Source organism: Rhizobium sp. R634 (assembly GCF_002211305.1).
Taxonomy (GTDB): Bacteria; Pseudomonadota; Alphaproteobacteria; order Rhizobiales; family Rhizobiaceae; genus Rhizobium.
The window spans coordinates 387,022-394,860 of record NZ_LOKW01000027.1 but is presented as its reverse complement, the minus strand read 5'-3'; the positions used below and the strand labels follow the sequence as shown (position 1 = coordinate 394,860).

Genomic DNA, 7,839 nt, shown 5'->3' with positions numbered 1-7,839 from the left:
CGTCGCCGGCGTCGAGTTCCAGCATAATGGCGTGGCCAAACGCGCCTATGCTGCCCGGGAAACCGTCCTGTCCGCCGGTGCGATCGGTTCGCCGCACATCCTTGAGCTCTCAGGCATCGGCAAAGGCGAGGTGCTGCGGCAGGCGGGTGTCGATGTCGTCACGGAGGTGAAGGGCGTCGGCGAGAACCTGCAGGATCACCTACAGCTGCGTCTGGCCTACAAGGTGACGGGCGTTCCGACGCTGAACGAGAAGGCGACGAAGCTGATCGGCAAGGCGGCGATCGGGCTCGAATATCTCGTTCGCCGCTCCGGGCCGATGGCGATGGCGCCGAGCCAGCTCGGCATTTTCACCCGCTCCGGTCCGGACCGGGAAACACCTGATCTGCAATATCACGTGCAGCCCGTGTCGCTGGAGAAGTTCGGCGATCCCGTCCATCCTTTCCCGGCGATCACCGCGAGCGTGTGCAATCTGAGGCCGGAGAGCCGGGGTTCGGTGCACTTGTCGAGCCCGGATTTTGCCGCGCAGCCGACGATCAGCCCGAAATACCTCTCGACGCAGCGCGATCGTGACATAGCTGTCCGTTCCATAAGGTTGACGCGCAAGATCGTCGCGCAGCCTTCCTTCGCAAGGTTCCGGCCGGAGGAATTCAAGCCCGGCCCCGACTATCAGACCGAGGCCGATCTGGCGCGGGCGGCGGGCGATATCGGCACGACGATCTTCCATCCCGTCGGTACCTGCCGCATGGGCGCCGATCGGGAGAGCGTCGTCGATCCCCGGCTGAGACTCAGGGCGCTCGGCAAGCTCAGGATCGCCGATGCCTCGGTGATGCCGTCGATCACCTCGGGCAACACCAATTCGCCGACGATCATGATCGCCGAAAAGGCGGCGGCGATGATCCTCGAAGACAACCGATAGGAGAAGACCATGGCAAGGATCGCATTCATCGGGCTTGGCAACATGGGTGGGCCGATGGCGGCCAACCTCGTCAAGGCGGGTCACGAGGTGCTCGGCTTCGATCTCGCGGCCTCGGTGCTGAAGGCGGCCGAAGAGAGCGGCGTCAAGCCGGCAAGCCATGTCAGCCAGGCGGTCAAGGATGCGGAGATCGTCATATCGATGCTGCCGCAGGGCAAACACGTGCTGACGGCATGGACCGATATCCTGCAGACTGCGGCGCAGGGCACGCTTGTGATCGATTGCTCGACCATCGATGTCGAGAGCAGCCGCAAGGCGCATGAGATGGCCAGGGCCGCAGGCTGCCTGTCGCTCGACGCGCCCGTCTCCGGCGGCACGGGCGGGGCTGCCGCCGGCACGCTCACTTTCATGGCGGGCGGCTCGGACGAAGCTTTCGCCAGGGCAAAACCGATCCTCGAAGGCATGGGCAAGAAGATCGTCCATTGCGGCGAGGCGGGCGCCGGCCAGGCGGCGAAGATCTGCAACAACATGATATTAGGCATATCGATGGTTGGCGTCTGCGAAGCTTTCGTGCTCGCCGAAAAACTCGGCCTCTCGCATCAGGCGCTGTTCGACGTCGCCTCCACCTCGTCAGGCCAGTGCTGGTCGATCAACACCTATTGCCCGGTGCCCGGGCCGGTACCGACCTCGCCCGCGAATAATGACTACAAACCGGGTTTTGCCGCCGCACTGATGCTGAAGGATCTCAGGCTTTCGCAGGAGGCGGCGCTGGCGAGCGGCGCCTCAACGCCGATGGGCGCGGAAGCGGCCCAGCTTTTTGGGCTCTTCGAAAAGCAGGGCAATGGCGGACGGGATTTCTCCGCCATCATCGAGATGTTCCGCGAAAGGAAGTAGACGATGCTCGCTACTCTCGCCCGCTCGAACGCGACAGCAGCCAGATGAGATAGGGGCCGCCGATCAGCGCGGCGAAGAGGCCGACCGGCACCTGGTAGGGATAGATGACGACCCGCGCCAGCCAGTCCGCCGCCGTCAGCACGCCGGCGCCGAAGATGAGGCTGGCCGCAAGCTGGTGGCCCGGGCTGCGGAAACCGGCGAGACGCGCAAGATGCGGTGCGATAAGGCCGGTGAGACTGAGCGGTCCGACGAGGAACGAGGCGATCGCCGTCATCAGCGCAGCGAGGATGGCGAGGACAAGACGGCTTGAACCGACGCGAAGACCGAGGGCGCGGCTGGAGACAGCGCCAAGCGGCAGCATCGTCAGCCAGCGGCTGAGGAAAGGCAGAGGCGCGGTCAGCACGACGAGCGAGATCACCGCCGTCCAGGCTTCGAAGGCGCCGGCGCGGTTGGTCGAACCGGACAGCCAGGTGAGCAGGATATAGCCGCGCATATCGCCCTGGGCGAGCACCATGGTGACGATCGCCATGGCGAAGGCGCCGATGCCGACGCCGGCCAGCAGCATGCGCTCCGGCGAAAATTGCGCACGGGCGGAAACGGCGATCATCGCGAGGAAAGCCGCCAACGCGCCGATCGCCATGGCCAGCAGCATGATGACGGGCGAGGGGAAACCGAAGAGGAAGAGCGCAATCGTGAGGCCCGCTCCCGCGCCGCCGCTGACGCCAAGCACCTCGGGGCTGGCGATGGGATTGCCGGTCATGCGCTGCATGATGAAGCCAGCGGCCGCCAGCATGGCGCCGGCGCCGGCTGCTACGATCGTCCGCGGCAGGCGGAAGGGCAGAAGGTCGGTCAAGAGCGCGCCGGTCGCGACATGCCAGCCGTCATCGGCCAGGCCGAGGGTCAGAACCACGGCGAAAAGCAGGGCGAGTGCCACGAAAAGCACTGCAAGGGCTTGGAGCGGCTTCGTGAGCCTTTTCAAGGCCACGGTAGACTGGGCGGCAATGGTCGAAACGGAATGCACGCGCGGCAGCAGCAAGAGCAGCAGCGGCCCGCCGAAGAGGGCGGTGGCGGCTCCGGTCGGGGCGAGATCGGTAAAGCCCGGGCCGAGCATCTGGGTCAGGCAATCGGTCAGGAAGAGCAGGCCGGCGCCGGTCAGCGGCGCCATGATCATCAGCCTTTCCGTGCTGCGCGCGCCGGCAAATCTTGCGATCGCGGGGGCGGCGAGGCCGAGAAAGCCGATGATGCCGACCTCCGATGTCACCGAGGCGGCAAGCCAGACGGCAAGGGCGACGATCGCCAAGCGGGTCGAATGCAGGGCAAGGCCGAGGCTTCTCGCGCCGCTATCGTCGAGCGCGAGGATCCGCAACGGCCGCACCAGCAGCAAAGCGGCTGCAAAGCCGAGGACAAGCCGCGGGCCAAGCGAGAGCACGCTGTTCCAATCCTGCTGGCTGAGCGAGCCTGCGCCCCAGATATAGATCGACATGGCATATTCGCCGCGTGCCAGGATGAGCGTGACGCTGAGCGCCGAGGCGATCAGGCTGACGATCATGCCGGAAAGCGCGACGGTCACCGGATCGAGCCCGCGCCGCCAGCTCAAAGCCAGCACGAGGGCGACAGCCGCAAGACCTCCGCCAAAAGCGGTCATCTCGCGCGACAATCCCATGAGCAGGGGCGAGAAGCTCATGGCCGTCGTCATCGCCAGTTCGGCGCCGGAGGCAATGCCGAGCGTGGAGGCATCGGCAATCGGGTTGCGCAGCACGCGTTGCAGCAATGCGCCGGAAAGGCCGAGCGCGGCCCCGGCGATGAGGGCGAGCGCGGCGCGAGGCATGATGCCGCTCCAGAGCAGCGCGCCGTTCAGCACGGCTGCGTCGGCATCCGCGTGTGGCAGTTGCGGGCGCGTCACGATCAGGAGCACAAAGGCAGCGGTGCAGAGCATGACGAGTATCATGCCCGGCATGTTGACGCTTGGTGCCGGCCGGACGCGGCTAACCATTCCATGCATGGGCAAGCCCCTCCGCCAGGAGATCGGCAAAGCGGCCGGCGGCCGGCAGCGCGCCATAGGGATTGACCGCGCCAAGCGTCAGCACCCGTTTTTCGCGCACGGCCGGCAAGGCATTCCAGAAGCTGCTCGCCGAAAGGGTGACGACCGCATCAGCCGGATGCGGGGCGATCATGACGATCCAGGCATCGGGCATCGACGCCAATGCCTCGATGCCGACGGGCGCTGCTGCCGAATAGCTGGTCGCACCCTGCCAGGCATTGGTGAGGCCGACGCGCCTCAGCACCTCGCCGAACATGCTGTCGGAGCCGAAGACACGGAAGTGCCTGGCATCGCCGAGGTTGATCGGGATCACCGGACGGCCGTCACCGGCGGCAAAAATAGACCGGTAACGGTCGAGCCGGGCTGAAAGCTGCTCGGTCAGCCGTTTGGCAGCGGGAAGCTGCAGGCGCTCGCCGATCGCCAGCGTGACCTGTTCGGCCAGCGCGAAGGGACTCTCGCCTGACTTGTAGATCGCGTGGCTTTCGACCGGCGCGATCGGACGCATGCGATCGTCCGCCCAGGCATAAAAGTTCGAATTGAAGATCAGGTCCGGCCGCGCAAGCCGCAGCACCTCGAAATTCGGCGTGCCGCGAAGGCCGAGATCGGCAGTTGTCGCCGGCACTGCAGGCGTAACGGCCACTTCGCGGAATTGCCGCAGCTCGGTTGCCGCCACGACGTTGGCGCCGATTGCCAGCAGGGTTTCCAGCAGCGCCCAGTCCAGCGTTGCGACGCGCAGGCTCTCCGCCGCCCGCAATGGCGCAGGGGCGGAGAGCAAGCCCGCCGCACCGGCCAGAAACTGCCTGCGGGAGAGAAAAGCCATGACCTACAACAGATAGCTGACCGGCTCGTTTCGAACCGGATGCGGGAAGACGCCCATCCCGACGCCGAAAATCGATCGCAGCTTGTCGGCCTGCATGATCTCGGTGGGCGTGCCCTCGGCAGTGATCCGGCCGCGGTTGAGCGCGACGATCGCGTCGCAGTAGCGCGCGGCGAGGTTGATGTCGTGCAGCACGATGACGACGGTCAGCCCGCGTTCGTGGCTGAGTTCCTGCACCAGCGAGAGGACGCTTGCCTGGTGGGCGAGGTCGAGCGCCGATGTCGGCTCGTCGAGCAGCAGGCAGCGGGCGTCCTGGGCAAGCATCATGGCGATCCAGGCACGCTGGCGCTCGCCGCCGGACATGTTGGCCGCGAGACGATCGGCGAAATCCTCGAGTTCGGTGCGGGTGATCGCCTCCTCGACCATCTTGCGATCCGTCGCCGTGAAGCGGCCGAGCGTGCCATGCCAAGGGAAACGTCCGAGGGCGATAAGCTCCCGTACCGTCATCCCGTCCGTCGCCGGCGTGAATTGCGGCATATAGGCGACGTGCCGGGCGAATTCCCGGGCGCCCCAGTCGGCCGCCGGCTTGCCGCCGAAGGCGATGGCCCCGGATTTGGGGGCGATCTGCCGGGCGATGATCTTCAGCAGCGTGCTCTTGCCGGAACCGTTCGGACCGACCAGCCCGTAGATGCGGCCGCGCTCGAGCGTCAGGTCGATGCCGGACAGAATGGTTTTCGGCCCGATGGCATAGTCGATTCCCGACAGGGCAAGGAAAGGCGAAGGCATGGTCTGCTCCAGATTCGGCGCTGCAAATGGGTTCGGGAGGGCAAGCCCTCCCTTTCTCCGCAGGTTCCTGCAAAACTAAACTCAGATTGTCAACTTACCACTTTCTGCTGAGCTTGAAGGTGACGGTGCGGGCATCGCCGTAACCGCAGACGGTCAAGCCGCCGCAACCCTTGACATATTCCTTGTCGAAGAGGTTGGTGACATTGAGCGAGGCGCCCCAGTCCTCCCTGTCATAGCGGATCGCGGCATCGACGAGGGTCGCGGCCGGCACTTTCTCGGTATTGGCCTCATCGGCCCAAGACCAGCCCTGATGGCGCACGCCGGCGCCGAAGCTCATGCCTTCGAAGGCGCCCGTCGTCAGCGTGTAGTCGACCCAGAGGGAGGCGGTCACCTTCGGCACGATATAGGGTGAATTGCCGACGAGGGCCGGGTTGGCCTCGTTCTCGGTCACTTCCATGTCCGTGTAGGCAAGCGAAGCGAGAACCTTCCAGTTCTCGTTGATGTTGACCTTGCCTTCCAGTTCGGCGCCGCGCGAGACGACTTCGCCGAGCTGGCTCTGGGCGAAGGTCGCTGGATTGGTGACCGTGTTGTTGCGCTTGGTGATGTGGAAAACCGACGCGGTCAGCGAGCCGTCGATGGAGCTCGGCTCATATTTGATGCCGCCTTCGAACTGTTCGCCTTCCTCGGGCTTCAGAGCGCCGGATACACCGGTGCCGATCAGCGGATTGAAGAAAGTCGCGGCGCTGACATAGGGCGTCAGGCCGTTGTCGAATTCATAGGCAAGGCCGATGCGTCCGCTGACGGCGCTGTCGTTGGTGCTGTAGGTCGTGCCGATCACAGCATCCTGATTGATGTCGACATAATCGTAGCGGCCGTTCAGCGTCAGCAGCCAGCCGTCACCGAAATGGATGCGGTCCTGGGCATAGACGCCGATCTGGTTCTTGGTGATGACATTGTCGGCATAGACGAAATTGGCGCCCTGCGTCGTGCCGTAGACGGGATCGGTGGCGCTGATCGGATTGGAGCCGCAGCAGGCCTGCCAATTGTCGAGACGGTAATAGGTGTAATCGAGGCCGACGAGAAGATTGTGTGTGGCGCCGCCGATGTCGGTTTCGCCTTCGAGCCGGTTGTCGATCGAAAAAGTGTCGACGCCCGAGCGGCTCTCGAAACCGATGCGCGCCAGCTGATAGTCCGGGCCTGTGGGAACGCCGCCGACCCAGCCGTTCAGGTAGGGACCGATTTCATGCTTGTCGAGCCGGCCGTAGCGGAGATTCTGGGAAAACTTGATGCCGTTGTCGAATTCATGCTCGAATTCGTAACCGATCATCTTCTGCACATAGCTGCCATCGTCGAGGTCGGGTTCGCCATAAAAGGCGTCGCGGTCGATCTTGCCGAACGGGGCATCCTCGACGGTGCCGACATAGGGGAAGAAGCCGTTGCCGGTATGCACCTGATCGAGGCCGGCGAGGCTGCCCCAGACCGTGAGACTTGTGGCGTCATCCGGTGAAATCGTCAGCTGCGGCATGATGAAGCCGCGGAAATCCTTAGAAAAATCAGAGTAGTTGTCGCCGCCCGCAACCTTGCCGGTGATGCGGTAGCTCATCGCTCCGCTGGAGCCGATCTTGTCGGAGACGTCGAAGCCGGTGAAGGCGTTGCCGTTGCTGTTGATGCCGATCTCCGTGTAGAAGAGCGGCTCGTCGAGCGGGCGTTTGCGGACGAGATTGACGATGCCGCCTGGATTGGCGCCGCCATAAAGCACGGAAGCGGGACCCTTCAGCACCTCGACGCGTTCCAGCATGAAAGGATCGAGCTGGAAGCCGCCGAAGCCGTAACTGAAAAGCGTCAGATTGTCGAAGAAGACGCCGGTCTGGCCGGCGTCGAAGCCGCGGATATAGAACCAGTCGGTGTCGGCGTCATTGCCAAAGGGCTGCGAGGTGACACCTGGCGTATAGAGCAGCGCCTCGTCGATCTTGTTGGTGATGCCGCGATCGTCCATTTCCTCGGTGCCGACCACCGAGACGGATTGCGGGATTTCGTTGAGCGGCGTGTCGCTCTTTGAGCCGGTGGAGGAATTCTTTGCAACATAACCTTTGACAGGGCTGGTCGCGGTATCGCCGTTGCCCTGAATGACGATCGGTTCGAGTTCGGTCGATGTCGCGTCCTGTGCCGAGGCGGAACCCGCCATCAGGCCGGCGATAGCAACGCCTGCCAACAACCTTGCCTTGAAAACGGGACCCCTGGTCTGCCCACACATGTCTTATATACCCCACTCGTGCCGCGACGCTGACGCGCGGCGAAACTTTGAATAAGATGAGTGCTTAACTCAGTTTTATCGGGTGGGCTTGTCGCAATCGGGGAAAATTGAACGTTTTTGGGCAATTCTCCGCG

General features: G+C 64.1%; 6 protein-coding genes. 2 read left to right on the top strand and 4 right to left on the bottom strand.

All coding sequences use genetic code 11. From position 1 onward, the window contains the following. A partial coding sequence (locus ATY77_RS29310) for a GMC oxidoreductase (protein ID WP_190237713.1) occupies window positions 1–916 on the top strand: 916 nt, incomplete at its 5' end. A 9-nt stretch (window positions 917–925) separates the two neighbouring features. Then, on the top strand, window positions 926–1,807 hold the full coding sequence (mmsB, locus tag ATY77_RS29305) for a 3-hydroxyisobutyrate dehydrogenase (protein WP_088689972.1): 882 nt from the start codon (window positions 926–928) through the stop codon (window positions 1,805–1,807). Between the two features lie 10 nt (window positions 1,808–1,817). On the opposite strand, the gene fhuB is transcribed toward mmsB, so the two are convergent. The 4 genes from fhuB to ATY77_RS29285 form a co-directional block, all read right to left on the bottom strand. After that, window positions 1,818–3,800 (bottom strand): Fe(3+)-hydroxamate ABC transporter permease FhuB, encoded by a 1,983-nt coding sequence (gene fhuB / locus ATY77_RS29300; RefSeq protein WP_088689971.1) that lies wholly within the window; start codon window positions 3,798–3,800, stop codon window positions 1,818–1,820. After that, on the bottom strand, window positions 3,793–4,668 hold the full coding sequence (locus ATY77_RS29295; protein ID WP_088689970.1) for an ABC transporter substrate-binding protein: 876 nt from the start codon (window positions 4,666–4,668) through the stop codon (window positions 3,793–3,795). The genes fhuB and ATY77_RS29295 overlap by 8 nt, the downstream gene beginning before the upstream one ends. Before the next feature lie 3 nt (window positions 4,669–4,671). After that, entirely contained in the window at window positions 4,672–5,451 is a 780-nt protein-coding gene (locus tag ATY77_RS29290) for an ATP-binding cassette domain-containing protein (protein WP_088689969.1), read from the bottom strand. 94 nt (window positions 5,452–5,545) lie between these two features. Beyond that, window positions 5,546–7,705, bottom strand: coding sequence for a TonB-dependent siderophore receptor (locus ATY77_RS29285; protein ID WP_088689968.1), 2,160 nt, complete (start codon window positions 7,703–7,705; stop codon window positions 5,546–5,548). Window positions 7,706–7,839: the final 134 nt, after the last annotated feature.